Raw genomic sequence first — 21,568 nt, 5'->3', positions numbered from 1 at the left:
AAAAGAAATAGAAAAATTAACAGAAAAACACTTACCTAATCTGCAAATACTTAAAGCCGAAAATGTTTTTTTGTTGACACTTCCTGAGGAAATCAAGGAATTTGAGGTCAATATCCAAAATAATTTCCCAAAAATTCGGACAATTAATACAGAGATTCCCCCAGAGGCGCAGGAGCTTAAAGCTCAACTGGCAGCTTTGTTGAATAGTAATAACTCTCCGAAATTACCAGCCAGTGCTAGAAACGTTAGTAATAATAAATCGCTCCCATTAAAGCTAGAAAAAGCTAATAATAAAGGTATAGGAAGACAGCTCTAATTACAATTTTTTCATTTTATAAATTGTACTCTAAAGTTATTTGCTATAACATACTTTTTTTACGCTATTTATTACGTCTTCTATAGTAGGTAAGGCTAATTTTTCTAAATTGGCGGCATAGGGGAGAGGTACGTCTTTGCCTGAAACGATCTCTATAGGAGCATCTAGATAATCGAAGATTTTACTCATCACCATACTTGCGATAGTTGCACCCACCCCTGAAAAGAACCAGCCTTCTTCTATAATGACTAATCTGTTAGTTTTTTTAACTGACTCTAGTATGGTTTCGATATCTAACGGTTTTATAGTTCTTAAATCTATTACTTCACAATTAATTCCTAGTTCTTTTAAGCTCGCAGCAGCTTCTAATACTAACTTAACTTGCAAAGAAAATGCGATGATTGTTACGTCATCCCCTTCTATAAGTTTTTTTGCCTGGCCAAATGGTATCGGTTCCACTATTTCGGATACTTCAAAACTATGACCATATAGGATTTCATTTTCTAGGAATATAACCGGATTATCATCACGAATGGCAGTTTTAAGTAACCCTTTATGATCTTCGGCGCTATAGGGTGCTACTACTTTAAGGCCGGGAATATGGCTATAACAGGCCGCGTAATTCTGACTATGTTGGGCTGCAACCCTACTGGCGGCTCCATTGGGGCCGCGAAACACGATAGGGCATTTGATTATCCCACCAGACATATAATGAGTCTTAGCCGCAGAATTAACTATTTGATCCATGGCCTGCATTGCAAAATTAAAAGTCATAAATTCAACAATTGGTCGGAGACCTGCAAAAGCCGCTCCCACAGCAATTCCGGCAAAACCGTGTTCGCTTATGGGAGTATCTATTACTCTTTTAGGGCCAAATTGTTCTAATAATCCTTGCGTTACTTTATAAGCCCCTTGATACTCTGCTACTTCTTCGCCCATAATAAAGATTTTTTCATCTCTGATCATTTCTTCTTGCATCGCATCACGCAGGGCTTCACGTACAGTTATTTGTAACATATTTTTACTCATCGACATAAATATTAGTATATAGCTCTTCCGGATCGGGCATGGGAGAGCTTTCTGAAAATTCTACGGCGCCTGCCACTATATCTTTCACTTTTTTCTCAATTTCTTTTACTTGCTCTTCGCTTGCGTAATTATTGAGTAGAATTGTATTTTTTACTTGCAATAAGGGATCTTGCTCTTTATAACTTTCTACTTCTTCTTTAGTACGGTACTTAGCAGGGTCAGACATTGAGTGGCCCCTATAACGATAGGTATTTACTTCTAATATTATTGGTCCCCCGCCGCTTCGAACAAATTCAGCAGCTTGCTGCGAATAGTCATACATTGAGTCTAATGACATACCATCTGCTTTATACCCTTGAATACCAAAAGATTCCCCTTTTTTATACAGATCAGTAATAAAAGTAGATCTAGCAACTGAGGTACCCATAGAATATTGGTTGTTCTCGATAATATATACGACAGGTAATTGCCATAACGCTGCGATATTAAACGCTTCATATACTTGCCCTTGATTCACTGCTCCATCTCCAAGAAATGTAAAACAAATATTAGTAGTATTTTGGTATTTTTCGGCAAATGCTAAGCCTGTGCCTATAGGAACCTGGGCCCCGACAATACCGTGCCCTCCATAAAACTTATTGTCAAAGTCAAACATATGCATTGAGCCCCCTTTCCCTTTAGAGCACCCTGTGGCTTTACCCATTAATTCTGCTAATACATATTTTGGCTCAGTACCCGCTAAGATAATATGAGCATGATCTCTATAGCTAGTAATGGTACTATCACCAGTTTGTTTCACTAAATCTATGCTAGTTATCACTGCTTCCTGTCCAATATATAAATGGCAAAATCCTCCTATTAAGCCCATACCATATAGTTGACCACATTTTTCTTCAAATCTCCTCAGTAATAACATTTTTTCATAAGACTCAAGATATTGAGACTTATTTAACTTATATTTACCTGGAACAATCATCTATATACCGTATTTTATTTATAAAGGAAAATATTAGCGCTAGTGAAGAAAATTTTATAGAATTACTTACTAATATATTGCTTTAGAAAGCAGGCGCTTAAGGAGCATACGCTAATTTATATTTTAAGTTTACTAATTTAATATGACAATTAACGCTGCATTTTGCGTTGGCTACGTTCTTTTGTGCCAGAGAATTTTCTTTAGGTTGCAAGGCGATGTTCTGCAAAAATTCTTTTGTTTCTTTATGCATATACTGCACTCTCACCTTTGCTATTCCACATCTTTTAAAGCCTAAAACTTCGGCAGCTTTTTCTGAAACGTCTATAATGCGCTTTTTACAGAAAGGTCCTCTATCATTTACCATAACTATTAAAGATTTGCGGTTATTTAAATTGGTCACTTTAATTAAACTGGGTAAGGGCAGGCTAGTGTGAGCAGCAGTTAATAGATGCTTATTATATCTGTCGCCATTTGCAGTTTTCTTTCCATGAAACCCATCATTAGCTCCGTACCATGATGCCATACCTACTTCATCGTAATGTGTATCTGCTGCAGGTTTATAAGTTTTTCCTTTAATACTATATTTTTTGCCAATTTTATAATGGCCTTTATAATGAATATTCTGAGGATCTTCTTTAGATAATTCTCTATAAGGAGCAGTTTTGCTTCCTGTTGAGCAAGCAGTAAGACCTATAGAAAATATTAATAATATAACAGATCTGATATATACCATTTTCATTTAATATTATTAGGTTCTGGGAATATTGCTATCTCAGGGTAGTTTAAAAGTCGCACTCTGAAATTATACCATTTCCGAAAACTAATCATCTACGTTCGCCTTAGTTCATGCTCCCCCTCCTTGCGTACTAATATGTACGCTCCGGTACAAGGGCACTCGTACTCCTAATGCTAATTTAGTTTTCGGGAATGGTATTACTGGGCTCCTCAATATTTTTTTTGATTTTAGTATGGCATACGACTCTTTCCACTCCCTTAATCTGTGAAGCTATAGCACTCACTTTCTCTAGTTCTTCTTCAGATCTTGCCATACCAAATATATATACTACATCTTTAATCGTGACAATTGTATAATTAACAAACTTTATATCCCGATTAAGAAAAGTTTTGGCTTTAATTTGGGTAGTAATCATAGTATCGCGGGTATATTGGCCTAAATCAAACTTATCACTTTTTTTGTCAATAACTAGCTCATTGATAACTTCTTCTACCCCTATTATCTCCCATACGAGCTCCACAGCCTTTAGAGCATCTTCTTCACTATCTATAATACCTGTAAGCAACACTCTAGCTTGGGCGACTTCTACTTTTATTTTAGTATATAATTCTCTAAAATTATTTTTTATGAAAGAGGCCTTAATTTGCGCTGATATTTTAACATCATCCACTGTTTCTCCCAATGTTTGGTCTTTAGCGGCTATTATAGTAGAACCAGCCGCTCCAACAAATACCGCTGGCAGGCAGCTTGTCAGAAACAAAGATAAAGTTAAAATTATTAAAATAATATTCGCTTGTTGCATAGTATTATTGATTTATTACCCTAGAACTTGCCCCATTCTAATAAATATTTGTAGTAAACACAACACAATATAAGGATTTTTCTATTAAGCGGTGATGATTATAATTCATATATTGCATATCATAGAGGTAGTCTATTAGTACTAATAAGTACAAAAGCGATAGCCACTGGATAATCATCAGCTAGAGATATATAAATTTGAAAATTATTAAGGGGATCCGAATCGGTAAGAGAGGAGATTTTAACAAATGGTTTGCCAAGCTCGTCATTAAGGACGGAAATATCTGTAAAATTTATCCCGCGTCCAATTCCGCTTCCAAAAGCTTTACTAACAGCTTCTTTGGCAGCAAATCTTTTGGCAATATAATTGCTATATAGCTCCTTATCTATGGAAGTTAATTGCTGTATTTCGCAGGAAGATAGAATCTTTTTGATAAAAAGTTGGTCATATAGCTTTAATAGTCTTGCTATTCTTGGGATCTGCACTATATCTGTACCAATACCGACGATCACTATCACTTCTTCCCGCCCTGTAATAATGAATTATGTAGGGTTATTAATTTTTTTGTTCTTCTTCACTAACATTGTCATCAAATATTTGATCTTCTAAATCAGAATAGTCTTCTGTAACATATAGGTCTGAACCGCTTGGTAAATAATCAAAATTTTCTTCAGTCTTATCAGCTGAAGGGGTAGTTTCTTCATCATCAATTGGTTCAATTCTGCTTTTGGTTCTAAGACGATTAAGTAACTCAGCTCTTAAGGAGGAGATTGTTATATTACCTGCCGCAATTTCACGTAAGGCTATTACAGGGGCTTTATCTTCTCTATCATTAGCAATGGTGATCTTACTTCCAGAAAGAATATCTTTTGTCCGTTGCGCCGCTAATGCTACCAACTTAAATCTTCCTCCTTTAACTTTCTCTGTACAGTCCTCGGTTGTAATTCTAGCCATGTTTCTTACTCTTTACATAATATCTGCTAGGGCTATTATAAACTATACTACTCATCTTTCAAGAATTGTTTTTTTTATTTTATCGTGAACCCACGTGTAGGCTGCCCGCGCTCGCCATTCAAAATAAAATAAGGGTTCTTGAAGTACGAAAGTAAGGAAGACTATTTTTGGCAATTAGGGCAATAGAAAGTGGCTCTACCTGCTTGTTTTATTTTTTCTATAATCGCGCTACAATTTAGGCATTGCTGTTTGTACCTTGCATATACTTGTAATTGTTGTTGAAAATAGCCGGCTTTATTGTCTCCGTTAACAAAATCTTTCAGAGTAGTACCACCAGCGTCAATAGACTTACTTAAAACATTTTGTACGGCTAATATTAATCGATTTATTTCCTCATTCGTTAAGGTGTTGCTAGGTTTGCGAGGATCTATTTTTGCTATAAATAAACTCTCAGAAGCATATATATTACCTATACCCACTATAATTTGATTGTCCATTAATAAAGTTTTGATTGGCATATTACGTCTTAATATTTTCTCGGTGAAATATGTCAAGGTAAAATTATCAGAGAGAGGTTCTACGCCTAAATTATAGAAAAACTGTGCGTCAGTAAGGCTAGTAGCTATAGCGTAAACCATACCAAAACGTCTTGAATCATTAAAAATCAGCTTTTGTTCATTCTGCAAATGAAAAATTACATGATCATGTTTCTGTATTTCATAATTATTAGACTGCAGCCTTAATCTACCGCTCATTCCTAAATGGATAATGATTGAATAAGCGTTATTTAAATCTATTACTAAATATTTTGCTCTGCGTCGTAGCATGATCACTTTTGCGGCTTGCACATTCTTCTCTAGCTGGCTACTCAACCTATAACGTATATTGTCACGTGTTTTTTCTAACCTATCAATAGTAGAATGCATTAACTGTCCTTCTAAAGAACGCTTTAATATTTCAACCTCAGGCAGCTCGGGCATAAATTCATCCTATAACTTCAATTCGATAGACTGTTTTGAAACTCTACTTCTGCCGGTCTATTTTGACTTATACAGGAAGTATAATTTCTCTTAATCATTATCTTATCAGAGTTTTTTAAGTATTTCCTTGGCTTTTTGTAAAAACTTTATTGTTACATCTTGCTTACTTTTTGTTTATTACGCCGCCATCCTCCTAGATTATCTTTTGCTATTAATGATATTAGTGATAAATTACAAAAAACAATTAATAATACTTATCATTGTATTCATGCAATAGCTTACGTAATAGTTAATTAAAACTAATATTAAGTTGCTGTCGATACATAGCATAAAATTATCAAATAGGAGATATGCCATGAGTAAAAGACAAAAATTTTCGCTTAATATTCATCACCGTAGTATTAAGCTAAGTAACCACTCTGTGATTCATCCTAACAAGGGATTGTTAGCTGGACATTTTTATATTGGGTTAGAGCGGAATGGGAAGGAAATCTTTTTGAATAAATATCCTAAAACAATAGGGTTCTTGGATAATTTAGTTGATGCTAAAGAAATCAAAATGGAACTTGCAGCAGTATACGGTTCTATTCAAACGATAGAAGGTCAGCCGCTGACTCAATCTATAACAACGCAAATTATACCCTTGACAGCTGAGCAATTTGCTAAGGCTTACACATATGCGGTAGCCAGATTGGAAAGTAAGGAAGAAAAACCTTACCTTATACTTTCAGGTAACGCTGAGTATGTTCAATCAGTCTATCATGCAGCGGGGTTACCATTATATTTTACTACTATTTATACCCAAAATGAGCTAACAAATTTACATACTCATGCTGCTAAGTATGTGTTATTGAAATATGGTAGTCGAGATACTTTGGTAAGACATTTGCGTAGTGTTGCATTGAACTGCGCCCCTATGTTTAGACCAAAAAAGCTTTAAATAGAGAGACTATTATTTTCATAAACTATCTACAAAAATATTATTTTTATAATTTTGTAGCTGTTGTGGTAATAGTGGAATTGTGGGTAAGTCGCAAGACTTATCCATAAATCCACTATATATCTCAAACGGCGTTTTGTACTCCAAAGCCTGATGGGGCCTTTGATTGTTATACCAATTCAACCATTTCGGGATATTATTTTTCAACTCTAAAACTGAAGTACACCGGTATAAATACGACCCCTCATACTTAAACGATCGCCATAAACGCTCGATATGGGCATTATCGTTACACCTGCCTTTGCCCGTCATGCTGATGCTTATGACGCATCTCCTCAATTCATTAATCCAATCCTCGCTGGTAAACTGGCTACCTTGATCACTATTAATTATCGACGGCTTCCCATATTTAGCTATAGCATCTTCTAACGCTAGCAAACAGCTCTCTGTATTTAAACTATTTGATAAACGATATCCTACTACTAATCTAGTATAAACATCGATTAATGCAACCAAATACATAAAACCACTTTGTACCCTTAAATAAGTGATATCCACCTGCCATACCTGATTTGGCTTTATAACCTCTAACCCTGATAGCAAATATGGATAAATAGCTTCTTTTAGGTTTCTTTTACTTGTATTAATCGAAGGGTAAATTGCTTGCAAATTCATTAGTTTCATCAACCTCCTGACTTTTTTGCTGTTAACAATTACCACTTCTCTCCTAAGTATCGCCGTTATTCGCCGGTAACCATATATCGGATAATTACTATAGATCTCAACTATTCTATTACTTAAATAATTATCTTGATCCTTCTCCGAATCCTTGTAATATAGGCTGGAGCGGTTCAGATTCAATAGCTGACTTTGCCGACGAACACTTAAATCTTTATAATCCTTATCTACCATCACTTTCCTCTTTATAGTTTCAACTTGGCAGATACGAGCTGCAAAAAATCGTTTTCTACCTTCAATTTGCCAATAGTTGCATGCAGTTTCTCTATTTCGCTTGTAGAACTAGAGGAATTACCGTTTTCATAGCTAAACTTAAAAATATCAGCACCATTTTCCAAAAATTGTTTCTTCCACCTTGTCATTACCGACCTTGGAACTTGATATTTTGAGATTATTTCAGCAATACTCAAATCTCCTCGGATCATCTCTAGCGATACTTTAAACTTAAATTCTTTACTGTAACTTTTTGGCTTACTCATTTTCGACTGCTCCTATTTTATATTTATTTTAACATAAAATAGTCTCTCTATCACTGCTCTAGTTTTCGGGGCGCATTACGCATCTCCTAATCAGGAAGAGTTAGCAGAGCAATTAAATATCAAGAAAGAAGCAATTCATCCTGTTCTAATTCCTGTAAAGGAAAGTAAATATGGTTTTTTTTCCGTATCCCTAAAAGATATAATACTTCCTGATAAGTCAGTAGTACCAACTACCTCAAAGCAGGAATCCCTAATAGGGCAGTTAAAGGGGGTATTTGAAATTTCCTTACCTTATCCTGTGCCACACCAATTTTTTTTACCACAAAAAAAATGGTGTGATATAATACCTATTCCATTATTTTATATGAACAGTAAAGTTATTAGTAGTGGACCTGCAATTATGCAATCAGACCCAATTAGCTATTGGCAAGAAAAAGAGAAAACTTATGAAGCAGAATTATATTTAAATTATACGAAGTTTCATGAATTTATAAAAGTTGATGAAATAGCAAGTAGGGTTAGTACTGATATTGCAAAATTCTTAGAAAAGTTTTGGGACTTATTAGTCGTTTGGGATTTTCTAAGTCAGCATAGTGGGGAGACAGAAAAAAAAGAAAAAGTAACATTTTTGACAAAATTAAAAAAACATTTTACTAAAAAAGCTGTAGTATTAGAAGTAAGCCCAGAAGAACTGCTTAAAATTGAAAAACGACAAATAGAACAAATGCAAGTCTATAATAAGGTAATCCAAGAAATTAATGAGAGATTTAATCAAGTTGCTGATGAAGCTACAGAAAAGTTTGATTTTTTAGAGCTGATCACTCAAGGAAGACTTCCAGATTATCTAGCGTCCTTATTTAATATAAATAGCTTAACCACAGCTTTCCTCAAGGGAGTGATAAATGATTTAGAGGAGCCAGATGGAGTGATATTATTAGGGTAATCCGAGTATACTACTCCTCTGATATGAATTTGCATGCGTCGTTGCTCAAATAGCTTGCCTACTACCTATAGGCTCTACCATCGCGCCTAGCAGCCAAATCATCGGAAGAGGAGTATAATTTTATATTAATTGACTATATTTTGAGAAAGTCAACGTGCGTAAGTAACATTGGTAGAAATAAATATGCCTAATAATGATAATAATTCACAGCAAGTAGATTTTGGTTTTTCCAAAGTTACTTTTGAACGAAAAAGAGAATTAATACAGGATCTTTTTTCGAAGGTTGCTAATAAATATGACGTAATGAATGACTTGATGAGTTTAGGTCTTCATCGACTGTGGAAAGATGAATTGGTTAGGCAAATTGCTAATTTACAATCACAGATACTAGATGTTGCTAGCGGAACAGGAGATATAGCTTTTAGGATAAAAAAGCGTGCTGCTTTACGCGGTAGTATTTGCCATATTACTTTATGCGACATTAACCCCGATATGCTAAGAATAGCGAGAGAAAGAGCAATCAATAGCAACATATTACAAGGATTAGAATATGTGACAAGCAGTGCAGAGCAACTACCTTTTCCAGATAATAGTTTTGAGTATTATACTATTAGCTTTGGGATTCGCAATGTGGCAAATATTAATCAAGCTTTAAAAGAAGCTTATCGTGTTTTGAAGCCTATGGGGAAATTTTTATGTTTAGAATTTTCTAAAGTAGAAAATGAGTGGCTCAAGCCAATATATGAATTTTACTCGTTTAACATTATTCCTAAAATTGGTAAGATGATTGCAGATAACGAGTCCGCATACCGATACCTCGTAGAAAGCATTAGTAATTTTCCTGACCAGGATAAATTTTCTGTTATGATAAAGGATGCTGGTTTTAGTAAAGTGAGCTATAAAAATTTGACAGGTAGTATTACAGCGATTCATAGTGGTTATAAATTAGACTGCCGGCATAAGGAGCAGTATAAAATTATGGTCTAATATGTTGAGTTTATTATTTAATTTGTGGCGCTTATTGTATGTAGTAAGTAAACAGCAAATATTAATTTATCCTGGTGCTATAAAATTACCAAGAAGGTTAAAAGCGATAGGGTGGCTTATAACGATAGTAATTTATCCTATTAATCTATTTAAAAAACCCTCTCTTGATTTTGGCCTGAGATTAGCTAACTGTTTTAAAGAGCTAGGACCTATCTATATAAAATTAGGTCAAACTCTTTCTACCAGGCCAGATTTAGTAGGAGATAGAATCGCTAAATATTTACAGTTACTACAAGATAAGTTACCTTCATTTGATAGTAAAATAGTAAGACAAATTCTTCAGGCTGCTTTTAAAGAAAATATTGATGAATTATTTAGCAGCTTTGACGATATACCTGTTGCTGCTGCATCGATTGCGCAGGTCCATAAAGCTACCTTAACATCAGGTGAATTAGTGGCAGTAAAAATATTAAGGCCAGGAATTCACCATACTTACAATAGAGATATTACGTTTCTTTATTATATAGCAAAATTATTAATAAAATTATCGTGGAAGTTTCAAAGATTACAGCCCGTAGCTGTTATAGATGTGTTCAAGATAGCTATGAGGTTTGAACTGGATTTGCGCTTAGAGGCAGCGGCTGCTTCCGAACTTGCAGATAATTTTCAAAATGATCAGGATCTCTATATACCAAAAATTTATTGGCAGTTAACGCAGGAAAATATATTAACTACTGAGTGGATAGATGGTATCTCAATATATGATCAAGTTAAGCTTCGAGAGTGTAATATCGATACCAAAAAGGTGGCCCAAAAATTTGCCACTATATTTTTTAATCAAGTATATAGAGATGGTTTTTTTCATGCAGACTTGCACCCAGGTAATATTTTAGTGAAGCCAAACGGTAGTATAGTATTATTAGACTTTGGTATTATGGGTAGATTACCAGATAAAGATAGGTTAGCAATAGCTGAGAGTTTATTTGGGTTTTTTACCAAAAACTATAGGTTAGTAGCGTTAGTTCACCTCCGGTCCGGCTATATCCCGCAGCACACTAATTTAGATCATTTTGCTCAGAAATGTAGAGCAGTAACTTCTCCTCTTTTAGATCAAGGAATCCACAATATTGCAATAGGTAGTTTACTAGGGCAATTATTTAAAATAACTGAAGATTTTGGGATGGAAGTTCAACCTCAATTATTACTGCTACAAAAAACTATAGTAGTAGTAGAAGGGGTAGGGCAACACCTTGATCCTACAATTAATATATGGCAACTTATTGAGCCTTGGATTAAAAAATGGGCCGCTAAGAATATTAGCTTCGAGGCTAAAATGTTGCGGATTTTAAAACACTCCATAAATGGAATATTAGAGAAAATTAATAGAGAATAGTGACAAAGCTAGCATTTTTTAATATTTTAATCAATATCTAACGATTTTTGTTAATTTTTACTAGCATAAATTTCGCAAGATACTTTAATATTAAAAATATAAAGGGAAAATTAGAGGATTTTATGAAAAACGCTGAAGGTAATAAGAATATAAGAACAGGGTTGAATAAATATTTAGAAAAAGATGATTCTTCAAATATAGAAGTTCGTATAGAAAATGAACCTATTTCTGGTAGAATAGAAGAGCTAAAAGTGTTGATAAAGGATAATAAGGTTACTGACCTAGTATTAAGGAATAATGGACTAACACAAGAAGAGATTGTAGATTTAGTGAATTCTAACCCAATGCACTTGGTAACCTATCTGCACTTAACAAAGCTAGGTATTACTGATAACACTTTGGAGTCTATAGTTAATTCTCCACATTTACAAAATCTAGAACAACTCCATGTTAGGGATAATGATATCCAATCAGTATTTTCTGTTCTTACTAAAGATCCCACAAAGTTATTAAAACTTAAACATGTTGGGCGGGTAGGTGAAGAAGGCGTAGAAGCACGCGGTATAAAGACATTTATAGACTCTAGAAGAATACTAAAAGAAGCTTTTAGCGGGTATATAAGTGGAGATATTGTAATATCTCCAGAAGATGCGTCAATACTGCTAGCAGCACTGCCACAACAAGATAGTAGAAAAGAAGGGGGAAATGACAAAGGGGCTATGGCGAGTTTAATAGCTGCTCAAAGTAAAAAACCCCCACAGAACACTACAATCTCTAAATTAGATGCTCAAAAATTATTAATGGATGTTATAGCAACCCAAAAGCTCTTGATTAACTCTGCAGTGCCTGTGCAAGAGACTCACAGGGTAGAAGAAAATGCTATAACACAAACGCTAGCAAAACATAGTGTTACGCTTATGAATGACAAGAAATCATCAATAGTAGCAGCTCCCTCTACCCCAAATCAAAGTAACAATAATAGTATGTCTAGATAACCTTATCATTTGTAATAAAAGTTAATGTTAATGCTATAAAGAAAATGCCTATGAAGTGCTTGTGCTTTATAGGCATTTTCTTTATGTTCTTATGCTATTAATTTATAAGAATTTATTCTTATCTTGAATTAAAGTAAAATTGAATTAAAGTGAAATAATTTGGAGAATTATAATGAAGTTGGTGACTTGGAACATTAATTCGGTGCGCTTACGTCTTGGCTTACTGAAGAAGTTAATCGAAGAACATCAGCCTGATGTGATAGCTTTGCAAGAAATTAAAACAATAGATGATTTTTTCCCATATCAAGCTATTATTGACATGGGATATGAATATACATATTTTGCTGGACAAAAATCTTATAATGGAGTAGCTATTTTATCTAAACTGCCTTTCACTAATAAATTTTCTCTTGAATTGTATAATCAAGATAAAAGGCATATTGCGGTAGAAATAGCTGGAATAGAGATACATAATTTTTATGTGCCAGCAGGGGGTGACATACCTGATATTCATCTTAATGCCAAGTTTAAACATAAGCTAGAATATATACGGCTAGTAGAAGAATGGTTTTGTACCCACCGTAGCTTTGAGAGTAAAATTGTATTAATGGGAGATTTGAATATTGCGCCGCATGAACATGATGTATGGTCTAGTCGGCAGTTACGCAATGTAGTAAGTCATACGCAGGTAGAGCGAGCCGCCTTGTTGAAATTGCAGCATTCCTTAAAGTTTATAGATAGTAGCCGCCATTTGGTACCCTATGATCAGAAATTTTATACTTGGTGGAGTTATCGGAATGTAGATTGGCAAAAAACAAATAGGGGACGGAGGCTAGATCATGCTTGGACTAGCAATAACTTACAAGATAATATTGTCTCTATCAATGCCTTACCAGATGCTAGAAATTGGTTACAGCCTTCTGATCATGTACCGTATTTTTTAACATTAAATAATTAATTTTTCTGAATTTACTGTAAATTTATGATATAGACCCAAATTAATATTCACAATATCAATGTCAAGATGCTGATTATAGATAATCAAAATGGATTAAATAACTTTTGTGAACAGCTATTGCCCTATAAGATTATAGGGGTTGATACTGAGTTCGTCCGGGAGAGAACATATTTTGCCCAGCTTAGCATTATCCAAATTATCACTAGTGATCATAAGGTAATAATTGATAACTTAAGTAATATAGATCTTGCCCCTCTGAGTAAGATATTTCTTAATGATAAAATCTTAAAAATATTTCATGCCCCAAGGGAAGATTTTGAAATATTTTACCGTTTATTTAAAAAGCTGCCTCAGAATATTTTTGATATACAGATTGCAGCAGGCCTGAGTGATTTTGGGAAGTATTTAAGCTACGCTGATATATGTAGCAAAATTTGTGGGATTCAAATTGATAAAACTTATCAAAGATCCAATTGGCTAAAGCGCCCTATTAATGCTGATATGCTAGATTATGCTATTAAAGATGTGGAGTATTTAGAGCCAATTTACCACATATTACAGCCTGTCATCACAAATAATAATTTACAACAAGATTATAACAGCCAGATTAAGTCTTTACTTAACATTGGAAATTATATTGTGGACCCCAGCAATGCTTGGAAAAAGGTAAGGTTTAATAATTATAGTCCTACCTTTATTGAAAAAATGAAAATAATGGCAGGGTACAGGGAAGAGGGCGCTAGTAAAATAGATATACCAAGGCGGCATTTTATTACAGATGAAGATTTAGTTAAGATTTGCCAATATTTACCTGTGAATGATCAAGATTTTAATAATCTAAGATTAGAGAGTAATTATTTGAACAAAAAAATATATAGAACTAGAATAGGCAATTTATGCACTGGCTTGCGTGAAGTGAATAGTGGAAAAAATTTCTAATAATTATCGGCATTGCCCGGCTAACTCCTAATAAACTTCTTCTCATTTGTTGATAAATCTGCTATTTTTTAAAAAATTACTAAAACATAGTGATCTGATATCCTTTGGCTTGGTTAAATGGCAATTTTTAGTATAGTCTTTTTTAAAACAATTTCCGTATTACTAAGTGTAATAATTGGTTTTTTAGCTGGAAGATATTCTAAAGTTGAAAGGGATAGTATAGCCTCATTGTTATTCTATTTTATCTCGCCTATTGTTTTTTTTGCTATTCCCGCCAGTGCTCCTCTAACACTATCTGCATTAAGTGTGACTGTCATCGTTTTTTGTATAGCGACCATATTATCCTTGTTTTCCTATTATTTTTTTGGTAAATATTGGCAGGATCATACCCGAAATATTATCGCGCTATCGGCTGGCACTGCTAATGGCGGTTATTTCATGCTTCCTATTGCTTCTGTACTTTTTGACGACTATACCCTTAGTCTTTATATGATGGCGGTGATAGGGGTCAATATTTTTGAAACAACGGTAGGCTTTTATATTTGTGCTAGAACTTTTTCTAATACTAGCGAAAGTATTTTAAAAGTTATAAAATTACCAATTCTAAATGGTTTTTTACTTGGCTGCTTATTTAGTTTTGCAGGGTTTACTCTACCGGATTTTCTTGATGATTTTATCCATAATATGAGAGGGGCATTTTCTATCTTGGGTATGGTGATGGTAGGGCTTGCGCTTTCAGTATTGCAAAAATTTGATATAGATATTAAATTTACTATAGCTACGTTTTTAGCAAAATTTTTATTCTATCCCCTGGGTGTGGGGTTTTTTATTTTGTTAGATAGATTTGTTTTAAAGATATATGACGAGAACCTATATAATGCGTTAAAATTACTCTCTACCGCCCCTATGGCAGCGAATATAATAGTTATAGCAAATTTACAAAAATTCTATCCTGAAAAAGTTGCTACTACAGTCTTTCTGTCCTTACTGTTTGTGGTAATATATATGCCGATTATGGTTAGCATATTTTTAAGTGATTTAAATTGAGCTATACTACTCACTTTGCCGAATTGTTTTGTTTATTTTATCGTAAATTCACGTGCGCACGTACTTATATGTACGCTGCGCGTGCTGGCCATTCAAAATAAAATGATGGTTCTTGAAATACGAGCAATATAAGTGTTCTTTTAAAAAATTAACGCGAGAAGAGATAGGTAATATATGAATTTTTTTACTAAGCTCCTTATTATAGGATCGGGTCCGGCTGGTTTGACTGCGGCAATATATGCTGCAAGAGCAGGGTTAGAGCCGGTATTAATTAACGGTATGCAACCAGGAGGACAATTAACCATTACTACTGATGTAGAAAATTACCCTGGCTTTGCCGAATCTATACAAGGGCCATGGTTAATGGAACAAATGGCACGACAAGCAGAAAATGTTGGGACTCAGATTATCTCCGATTATATAGGAAAAATTGATTTGTTAACTCACCCCTTTATTGCTACTACTGGCTCTGGCAAAATTTATCACGCAGATAGTGTTATAATATGTACTGGGGCAGCAGCAAGATGGCTTAATATTCCTTCGGAAGAACAATTTAAAGGTTATGGAGTGTCTGCTTGTGCTACCTGTGACGGATTTTTCTTTAAAAATCAAGAAGTATTGGTGATTGGTGGGGGGAATAGTGCAGTCGAGGAAGCTTTATATTTAACTAATCATGCTGCTAAAGTAACTATTATCCACCGCGGCAATAATTTTAGGGCAGAAAAAATCTTACAAGATAGATTATTAAAAAACCCTAAAATATCCGTTATTTGGGACCATAAGTTAATAGAGGTACAGGGGACCTTAGAGCCCCGCTCTGTTACTGCTGCTAAATTAGAAAATACTAAGAACGGTAAAATCAGTATAGTGAATTGTACAGGAATATTTATAGCAATCGGCCATATGCCCAATACTAATTTATTCAAAGGGCAGCTTGATATAGACCAAGATAATTATATCATAACAAAAGCTAACTCTACTGAAACCAGTATAGAGGGAGTTTTTGCAGCTGGTGATGTTCAAGATAAAATTTTTCGGCAAGCAGTTACTGCTGCGGGCACAGGATGCATGGCAGCACTACAAGCAGAAAAATATTTAAATCAAGGGTAATTTGCTATATAATTTAATTTGAATTCAAGATAACTTACTATATCAAATTAAGGTTAATAATAGGAGGTAAAAATGAATTGGCTGTTTAATTTTATATTAAATAACAAATTTTTGAAGAGATTTCTTCCTAAACGCGATATTGATCCTCAGTTGAGCAAAGAGGGGCAGCTAGACGAAAGGCGACCAGCGTGCGATTATTATGACCAGATAGGTAATATGTATTAGACTTGCTACATAAGTCGAAAACTAGTTGGTGTGGGACTAGAGGATGATTTGGTCGTCAAAACGCCGCCTGACGCTCCTTATGTACATTTGAGTACGTAGTTTGGCTCAGCTTCGTTTTTCCTAAAAATCCCGAGAGCTTTTTCGACTTATACAGTAAGCTTTTAAAGCACAATTTTGCTTTAAAATTACTGTGAACCTATTGATAGTATATAATTCCGTATTTTTATTTGGTAAATTATGGCCCGCAATAAAATAAATGAAGAAGTGGGTAAAGTAGTTCAGTTAAATGACATACCCCATATTGCTCCTATTAGCCGTACGTTGCCTTCAAATATCCAAGCCGAACAAATGCTAATTGGAGCAATCTTAGTTAATCATGATTATTTAAATGTGGTATCTGAATTTTTAAGAGTAGAGCATTTTTTTGAACCATTACATCAAAAAATCTATAATGCTATTGAATTAATTACTGAAAAAGGTTTAATTGCTACCCCGGTTACCCTTAAAAGTATGTTAGAAAGAGACGAGCTATTCCAAAGTTTAGGAGGTAGTGAATATTTAGGCAGGGTAGTTACTATGTCAATGATGGTAATTAACCCGCTTGATTACGGTAAAATAATCTATGATTTAGCAGTAAGACGGCACTTAATTACAATAGGGGAAGAAGTTGTTAACAATGCTTATGATTCATCGTTAGAATATGATGCTAATCAACAAATAGAGCATGCTGAAGGAAAATTATATAATTTAGCTAGTGAAGGTATTAACGATAAAAGTTTTATTAAAATTGGCCTATCCTTAGCAGACTCTCTTTCCAGCATCAATAGAGCTATGAAGAATTCTGCGCATGTAATAGGGGTTTCTACTGGTTTAATTGACTTAGATCATATATTATCAGGTTTTCATAATTCAGACTTAGTGATAATCGCTGGACGCCCTTCAATGGGGAAAACAGCTTTTGCGATAAATCTTGCGGTCAATGCCTGCACTTCTATGCTTTCCCAAAAAAGTGAATCCGATAAGGAGGCAAAATCTGTAGGCTTTTTTTCGCTTGAAATGTCGTCGGAGCAGCTCACCACCAGACTTCTTTCTATGTATACTGAAATTGATTCTTCTGCCTTGCGGTCCGGTCATATTACTGAGGATAAATATAATCGTTTACGTAAAGAAGTGATTAACCTGAGCAGCTTACCATTCTTTATTGACGATACCCCCGCTTTATCGATTGGGGCTATCCGTAGTAGAGCGAGAAAAATGAAACGCAAGCATAATCTAGGTATATTATTTATAGATTATCTACAATTAATTAGAGGAATCAGTAAAGCAGAAAACAGGGTAAATGAGATTTCAGAAATTACTCAAGGATTAAAAGCGATAGCTAAAGAATTAAATATCCCAATAATTGCCTTAGCACAGCTTTCCAGAGCAGTAGAGCTGAGAGACGATAAAAAACCTATGTTATCTGATTTACGAGAATCTGGCTCCATTGAACAAGATTCAGATATAGTAATGTTTATTTACCGTGAAGAATATTATCTAACACGTAAAGAACCTTCAACAGGTGATGATAAACATACTGAATGGCTGAATAAATTAAATAAAGTCTATAATGTTGCTGATATTATTATAGCAAAACATCGTAATGGTCCTATTGGTAATGTTCAACTTCACTATGATAGCCAATATTCAAAATTTAGTAATTTGCAAAAAAAAATGGATAGGTAATTTATGACTCAAAAACCTCTAATCTTTGGTCTTAGTGGCCCGACTCTTAGCCAGGAAGAACGCAAATTATTTCAAGAAAATCCAGTAAAGGGATTTATTCTTTTTAAAAGAAATATTGTGGATTCACCACAATTAACAAGCCTAATTAAAGATTTAAAAAGCTTATATGATTATTATAAACCTTTAATTTTGATTGATCAAGAGGGGGGAAGGGTGGCAAGGTTAAAACCGCCGCTTATAGAAAAGGAGTACCCAGCATCTGGTTCTTTTGGGGCAATATATGATAATAACCCAGAAGATGCATGTGCTCAGGTTTATAAAAATTATTGTAGCATAATGGAAGATTTAAAAAACTATCAAATAGATTCTCCATGCGCTCCAGTGGCAGACTTACGTTATCCTTGGGCTGATAAAGTGATAGGAGATCGTAGTTTTGGTAGCGGGGTACAAAAAGTAGTCGATTTAGGTAGCGCAGCCATAAGAGGAATAGCCGCGCAAGGCGGTATTGCTATTATTAAACATATGCCAGGTCATGGTAGAGCTACTTGTGATAGTCATTATAATTTGCCGGTTATAGATACCCCACTGCTTGAATTACAGAAAACCGATTTTGAAGTCTTTAGACAACTCGCTACCCATAATCAAGATGCATGGGCTATGACAGCTCATATTAAATATACTGCCATAGATCCGTTCCTGCCGGTAACATTATCTGCAGAAGCGATAAATTTTATTAGAAAGGATATTGGTTTTAAAGGCGTCTTAATTACAGACGATATTTGCATGCATGCTTTACATGTACCAAATTGTGAGACTTACTTTTGCGCGAAACAACTACTAGACTTGTTTGAGAAGGAGAAGACTAGTGATCCTCAATATAATGAAATTCTAGCAAAACTTATTGACGACAAACTTATTACAGAAAATACCGACCAATTGCAACAAACACAACAATTAAAGGCAGCATTACCACAACTGAAAGCAATATTTACTGCAAGTGTTGCAAAAGCAGCTTATGAAGCAAAAGCTGCAGGTTGCGATATCGTGTTGCATTGTAGCGGTGACTTACAAGAAATGACCGCAATTTGTGCAGTACTTTAAAAATTAGATATATTTAAACGCCTCACAGTATATCTTGTCAAGAAGAATGATAATATTTAACCATTTTCGTTGCAATGAGGGAAGAGTCATATGTTGTTAAAATATCGTGTCTAATTTTTGCCCCTAAGCTTTTTCTTAAAGTAGGTTCGTTAATTAATAGTTCCATAGCTTTTGCTAGCTCTTCAGCGCTTTGAGGAGCTACTAATAAGCCATTGATCCTATCTTGCACTAGCGCTCTTCCTCCAGGAGCATCAGTAGTTATAATAGCTCTACCATATGCTCCTGCTTCTAACAAACTACGGCTTAACCCTTCACGGTATGAGGGCAAGACTGCGACATGAGATTTTTTCCAAATTTCCTCTATGTTTTGCTGGTAACCAATATATCTTATATATCCTTCAGTTTGGTATTGCTCTAATATGCGGTAATTAATTGACCGTTTATTGTTTTTATCCAAGGGTCCGACCAACCAAAATTCTGCATTTAAGCCTTTTTGGCGTAGGATCTTGGCCGCTTTAATAAATTCATATATTCCTTTTTCAATGATCATTCGTGCCACTAAAGCAAAAATTATTTTCTCACCTACAGGTTCCAACAAGGCAGGGAATTTACTAGTATCTAGCCCTACACTACATTGCGTTATAATAGTACTTGGCCTCAAGTTACATGATTTTACCAGTAAAGCGTGATCATCATTATTTTGAACAATAAACAACATTTGTTTATAATTAGCGATTAAGGCAATTAATTTAACAATAATTAATCTCAGTAATTTTATTATTAAATTATCACTGACAAAGATGGTTCCCATACCAACAAAATTATTGATAGTTTTAGGAATTTTACACCATAAACTACTTATACTACCGTAAAGAATTGGTTTTATAGTAAAATTATGTAATATATCAGGTTTTTCTTGATTTAAGATCCTAATGATTTTCCAGAGCAATAGTAAATCAGTAAAAGGATTAATGCTATTAGGTTTAATAGTAATTGGTAGTACTTTAATAGCGAGTTCTTCGATCTGCTCCTGGAATTTACTCACCTGGGTTAACAATTTGACCTCATAACCTTCTGTTTTCGCTTTTAAAGCTATAGGTAGTAAATGCGCATAAAAGTGCCAATCACTATTTGTCAAAATGATGATTTTTTTCATTTGCCTTTTTGTTTAATCGTTCTATAAATGAATTTAGTAGGTATTCTATTACACTTTCTAAATCTCTTGGGCTATAAATTCAAGTGAGAATTAAATTGTTTTTAAAAATATGTCAAGATATTTAGTTACCGGGGGGGCTGGTTTTATTGGTACCCATTTAGTAAAATTACTAATAAATGAAGGACACCAGGTTATTATACTAGATGATTTGTCAACTGGCCAGCTGCAAGATTTAGTTACTAAAAATGTCGAATTTATTTACGGTAGCATCTTAGAATATAATAGTTTAGAGAAATTATTTAAAAATATTGATGGATGTTTTCATTTAGCAGCGGTAGCAAGCGTACAAAAATCAATTAATAATTGGGCTTATAGCCATGCGGTTAATGCAACTGGTACTATTAATGTATTTTTGCAGGCGAGTGCTCATAATATACCTGTAGTATATGCCTCCTCTGCGGCTGTTTATGGGAGTTCCAGTAGATTGCCGCTTCAAGAGGGGGCAGAAGTTAAACCTCTTTCTCCGTATGCTGTTGATAAATATGCTTGTGAATTGCAGGCCAAGGTTTTTGGTGCCATTAAATCCCTTAAAAGTTGTGGCTTGCGCTTTTTTAATGTTTACGGCCCAGGGCAGCCAAAAGACTCAGATTATTCCGGGGTAATATCAATATTTAAGCAACAGCTCGACGAAGGGAAAGAATTAATTATATTTGGCGATGGTCAGCAGAGCCGTGATTTTATTCATGTGTCAGATGTTATTAATATGTGCGTGCGCTCTATGTCTGTGGCATCAACTCATGCCCCAATATTAAATATTTGCAGCGGTCATGCTTATTCAATCAATGAGCTTGTCCAGCTGATTGGTAAAAGTTGTCATATTAAAGGAATAAAATATCTGCCTGAGCAAATTGGTAATATAAAATTTTCTGTTGGTAGTAATATATTATCCCAAAAAGTGTTAAACATAAAGGCGCAGCATAGTTTAGAAGAAGGGTTATTAGAATTATTTAATACTAAAATTTTATGACGCGAATTTATG

22 protein-coding genes and 1 pseudogene are annotated in these 21,568 nt (G+C 34.4%); 13 read left to right on the top strand and 10 right to left on the bottom strand.

The window, feature by feature from the left end; genetic code table 11:
- Positions 1–73 precede the first annotated feature (73 nt).
- Complete coding sequence (locus AAGD44_RS02740; protein WP_341764469.1) at positions 74–316, top strand: hypothetical protein; 243 nt, start codon at positions 74–76, stop codon at positions 314–316.
- 36 nt (positions 317–352) lie between these two features.
- On the opposite strand, the gene AAGD44_RS02735 is transcribed toward AAGD44_RS02740, so the two are convergent.
- The 7 genes and pseudogenes from AAGD44_RS02735 to mutM all read right to left on the bottom strand — a co-directional run bounded on the left by AAGD44_RS02735 (position 353) and on the right by mutM (position 5,793).
- On the bottom strand, positions 353–1,333 hold the full coding sequence (locus AAGD44_RS02735; RefSeq protein WP_341764468.1) for a pyruvate dehydrogenase complex E1 component subunit beta: 981 nt from the start codon (positions 1,331–1,333) through the stop codon (positions 353–355).
- A gap of 4 nt (positions 1,334–1,337) precedes the next feature.
- A complete protein-coding gene (gene pdhA / locus AAGD44_RS02730) occupies positions 1,338–2,321 on the bottom strand; it encodes a pyruvate dehydrogenase (acetyl-transferring) E1 component subunit alpha (protein ID WP_341764467.1) in 984 nt (327 codons plus the stop codon).
- Positions 2,322–2,418: 97 nt separating this feature from the next.
- Positions 2,419–3,036, bottom strand: a pseudogene (locus AAGD44_RS02725) (septal ring lytic transglycosylase RlpA family protein); the annotation flags it as partial.
- A gap of 199 nt (positions 3,037–3,235) precedes the next feature.
- Positions 3,236–3,859, bottom strand: coding sequence for a BON domain-containing protein (locus AAGD44_RS02720; RefSeq protein ID WP_341764466.1), 624 nt, complete (start codon positions 3,857–3,859; stop codon positions 3,236–3,238).
- Between the two features lie 119 nt (positions 3,860–3,978).
- Entirely contained in the window at positions 3,979–4,371 is a 393-nt protein-coding gene (acpS, locus tag AAGD44_RS02715) for a holo-ACP synthase (protein WP_341764659.1), read from the bottom strand.
- Between the two features lie 43 nt (positions 4,372–4,414).
- Entirely contained in the window at positions 4,415–4,813 is a 399-nt protein-coding gene (gene rpoZ, locus AAGD44_RS02710; RefSeq protein ID WP_341764465.1) for a DNA-directed RNA polymerase subunit omega, read from the bottom strand.
- 161 nt (positions 4,814–4,974) lie between these two features.
- The gene (mutM, locus tag AAGD44_RS02705) at positions 4,975–5,793 is read right to left on the bottom strand and encodes a bifunctional DNA-formamidopyrimidine glycosylase/DNA-(apurinic or apyrimidinic site) lyase (protein WP_341764464.1); all 819 of its coding nucleotides are present in this window, start codon (positions 5,791–5,793) and stop codon (positions 4,975–4,977) included.
- A gap of 355 nt (positions 5,794–6,148) precedes the next feature.
- Here mutM and AAGD44_RS02700 point away from each other — a divergent pair, with 355 nt between their 5' ends.
- Positions 6,149–6,733, top strand: a complete 585-nt coding sequence (locus AAGD44_RS02700) for a hypothetical protein (RefSeq protein ID WP_341764463.1) — start codon at positions 6,149–6,151, stop codon at positions 6,731–6,733.
- An 18-nt stretch (positions 6,734–6,751) separates the two neighbouring features.
- Here the strand turns inward: AAGD44_RS02700 and AAGD44_RS02695 are convergent, their stop codons facing one another.
- The gene (locus AAGD44_RS02695; RefSeq protein ID WP_341763476.1) at positions 6,752–7,645 is read right to left on the bottom strand and encodes an IS3 family transposase; all 894 of its coding nucleotides are present in this window, start codon (positions 7,643–7,645) and stop codon (positions 6,752–6,754) included.
- Between the two features lie 11 nt (positions 7,646–7,656).
- Positions 7,657–7,950: a hypothetical protein gene (locus AAGD44_RS02690; RefSeq protein ID WP_341763459.1), complete on the bottom strand. Its 294-nt coding sequence runs from the start codon at positions 7,948–7,950 to the stop codon at positions 7,657–7,659.
- Positions 7,951–8,248: 298 nt separating this feature from the next.
- Between AAGD44_RS02690 and AAGD44_RS02685 the strand changes: the two genes are divergently transcribed.
- The 10 genes from AAGD44_RS02685 to AAGD44_RS02640 all read left to right on the top strand — a co-directional run bounded on the left by AAGD44_RS02685 (position 8,249) and on the right by AAGD44_RS02640 (position 19,373).
- Positions 8,249–8,893: a hypothetical protein gene (locus tag AAGD44_RS02685; protein ID WP_341764462.1), complete on the top strand. Its 645-nt coding sequence runs from the start codon at positions 8,249–8,251 to the stop codon at positions 8,891–8,893.
- A gap of 183 nt (positions 8,894–9,076) precedes the next feature.
- Positions 9,077–9,880, top strand: coding sequence for a bifunctional demethylmenaquinone methyltransferase/2-methoxy-6-polyprenyl-1,4-benzoquinol methylase UbiE (gene ubiE / locus AAGD44_RS02680; RefSeq protein WP_341764461.1), 804 nt, complete (start codon positions 9,077–9,079; stop codon positions 9,878–9,880).
- 1 nt (position 9,881) lies between these two features.
- Entirely contained in the window at positions 9,882–11,273 is a 1,392-nt protein-coding gene (ubiB, locus tag AAGD44_RS02675; protein WP_341764460.1) for a 2-polyprenylphenol 6-hydroxylase, read from the top strand.
- 122 nt (positions 11,274–11,395) lie between these two features.
- Positions 11,396–12,268 (top strand): hypothetical protein, encoded by an 873-nt coding sequence (locus AAGD44_RS02670; RefSeq protein ID WP_341764459.1) that lies wholly within the window; start codon positions 11,396–11,398, stop codon positions 12,266–12,268.
- A gap of 172 nt (positions 12,269–12,440) precedes the next feature.
- Entirely contained in the window at positions 12,441–13,226 is a 786-nt protein-coding gene (gene xth, locus AAGD44_RS02665) for an exodeoxyribonuclease III (protein ID WP_341764458.1), read from the top strand.
- Positions 13,227–13,292: 66 nt separating this feature from the next.
- Positions 13,293–14,165 carry a ribonuclease D gene (locus tag AAGD44_RS02660; RefSeq protein WP_341764457.1) on the top strand — a complete coding sequence of 291 codons (873 nt, stop codon included), beginning with the start codon at positions 13,293–13,295 and terminating at the stop codon, positions 14,163–14,165.
- Between the two features lie 117 nt (positions 14,166–14,282).
- Positions 14,283–15,212 (top strand): AEC family transporter, encoded by a 930-nt coding sequence (locus tag AAGD44_RS02655; RefSeq protein WP_341764456.1) that lies wholly within the window; start codon positions 14,283–14,285, stop codon positions 15,210–15,212.
- Between the two features lie 174 nt (positions 15,213–15,386).
- A complete protein-coding gene (gene trxB / locus AAGD44_RS02650) occupies positions 15,387–16,322 on the top strand; it encodes a thioredoxin-disulfide reductase (protein WP_341764455.1) in 936 nt (311 codons plus the stop codon).
- A gap of 462 nt (positions 16,323–16,784) precedes the next feature.
- Positions 16,785–18,272, top strand: a complete 1,488-nt coding sequence (locus AAGD44_RS02645; protein ID WP_341764454.1) for a replicative DNA helicase — start codon at positions 16,785–16,787, stop codon at positions 18,270–18,272.
- A gap of 3 nt (positions 18,273–18,275) precedes the next feature.
- Entirely contained in the window at positions 18,276–19,373 is a 1,098-nt protein-coding gene (locus AAGD44_RS02640; RefSeq protein ID WP_341764453.1) for a glycoside hydrolase family 3 N-terminal domain-containing protein, read from the top strand.
- Positions 19,374–19,410: 37 nt separating this feature from the next.
- Here AAGD44_RS02640 and AAGD44_RS02635 read toward each other — a convergent pair whose 3' ends face one another.
- Positions 19,411–20,529: a glycosyltransferase family 4 protein gene (locus AAGD44_RS02635; RefSeq protein WP_341764452.1), complete on the bottom strand. Its 1,119-nt coding sequence runs from the start codon at positions 20,527–20,529 to the stop codon at positions 19,411–19,413.
- Between the two features lie 109 nt (positions 20,530–20,638).
- On the opposite strand from AAGD44_RS02635, the gene AAGD44_RS02630 reads away from it, so the two are divergent.
- Positions 20,639–21,556, top strand: coding sequence for an NAD-dependent epimerase/dehydratase family protein (locus AAGD44_RS02630; RefSeq protein WP_341764451.1), 918 nt, complete (start codon positions 20,639–20,641; stop codon positions 21,554–21,556).
- The last annotated feature ends 12 nt before the right edge of the window (positions 21,557–21,568 follow it).

The sequence above is a fragment of the Candidatus Tisiphia endosymbiont of Beris chalybata genome (assembly GCF_964026555.1).
GTDB lineage: Bacteria > Pseudomonadota > Alphaproteobacteria > Rickettsiales > Rickettsiaceae > Tisiphia.
Note: the sequence above shows the minus strand (reverse complement) of the source record. Positions and strands in the feature narration are given on the sequence as shown.